Source organism: Terrisporobacter muris, from assembly GCF_024621905.1.
Taxonomy (GTDB): domain Bacteria; phylum Bacillota; class Clostridia; order Peptostreptococcales; family Peptostreptococcaceae; genus Terrisporobacter; species Terrisporobacter muris.
In genome coordinates, this window is sequence record NZ_JANKBY010000532.1 from 1 (window position 1) to 1,528 (window position 1,528).

The 1,528-nt window shown below is 27.8% G+C and carries 1 pseudogene; it reads left to right on the forward strand.

Features of this window, described 5'->3' with window-relative positions:
• The first annotated feature begins 84 nt into the window (after positions 1 to 84).
• Positions 85 to 1,183 (forward strand): annotated as a pseudogene (locus tag NSA58_RS20035) (IS3 family transposase).
• The last annotated feature ends 345 nt before the right edge of the window (positions 1,184 to 1,528 follow it).

Sequence of the window (1,528 nt, forward strand, 5' to 3'; positions counted from 1 at the left end):
TAAAGCTGATGTTAGTATAAGTGTATAGACACAATTAGTCGAAATAATTATAATAGATATAGATTAGAAAGGACGTGTCTAAAAATGGCAAGATATACAGAAGAATTTAAAAATACAATTATAGAATCATATAAATCAGGAAAATCATTAGCAGTATTACATAGCGAGTATGGCATACTAAAGTCAACAATATCTACGTGGATAAAAGATAACTCTCCAGTCTATTCAAACTCAGAAGATGAAATGACATTAAAAGAATTAAGAGCCTTTAAAAGGGAGATATCTCAAATTAAAGAAGAAAATGAAATCTTAAAAAAGGATATGGGCATACTTGCAAAGAAGTAGAATCTATTGTTAAATTGATCGATGAATTAAAAGTAAATCATAAGGTTGCATTATTGTGTAAAGTGTTAGGTATTTCAAGAAGTACGTACTATTCTTTTAGGTACAAAAAACCTAGTAAAACATATGTTGAAAGAGCAATTTTAAAACAAGAAATTAAGTATATTTATGATGATAGTAATGGTATTTATGGTGCGCACAATTCGATGTAAGTATAAAAAGGGTACAAAGAATTATGAGTGAATGAGGGTTAAAATCAGTGATAGTAAAAAAGTTTAAGCACCATGCTACCAAAGTAAAAATAGAAACTAAAGAGAATATTTTAAATCAAGATTTTTCAACAAACACAATAAATGAGAAGTGGGTTGGAGATATCACATACATACACACAATAAAAGATGGCTGGTGTTATTTATCATCAGTCATGGGTTTACATACAAAAAAGATAGTAGGCTACGCCTTTGATAGGAATATGACAACGGATTTAATAGTAAGAGCTTTAGATAATGCAGTTATAGTTCAAAAGTCCGACAAGGGCCTTATATTTCATTCTGATTTAGGTTCTCAATATACGAGTTCTGATTTTAGCAACTATACATCAAAAAATAAAATGATTCAATCATTTAGTAAAAAGGGATGTCCTTATGATAATGCCTGTATAGAATCTTTTCATGCCATTTTAAAGAAAGAAGAAGTTTGTAGAGTTAAGTATTTTGATTTTGAATCTGCGAAACTAAGGTTATTTGAATATATAGAAGGTTGTTACAATAGGAAAAGAATTCATGGAGGTATTGGTTTTATATCTCCAAATGAATGCGAAAAAATAGCTAGAGCAAGTTAAAAATTCAATTATTTGTGTCTAAAATATTGACATAAATCCAGTTGATAAAAATGGAGTTTTCAGATATATATTCATAAAGCAATCTATGATAGTTTTCTTCTATATTATATAGAACAGAGGTAGTTATGTCACCAGAAAATTTAATATTTTAATAGTGTACGAGTACATTAAATGATGTACTTTTTATACATAAAGAGGTTATAAAAGATATAAAATTAAAAAGGTACAGCAAGTACCGCATAAATTAATAAAACTAATGGACTATTATATTTTATTGATTATATATATTTTTTATAAAGTTGGTGTGCTTGCTGTACTTGATGGGAGCTAGTAAAAATGACATTG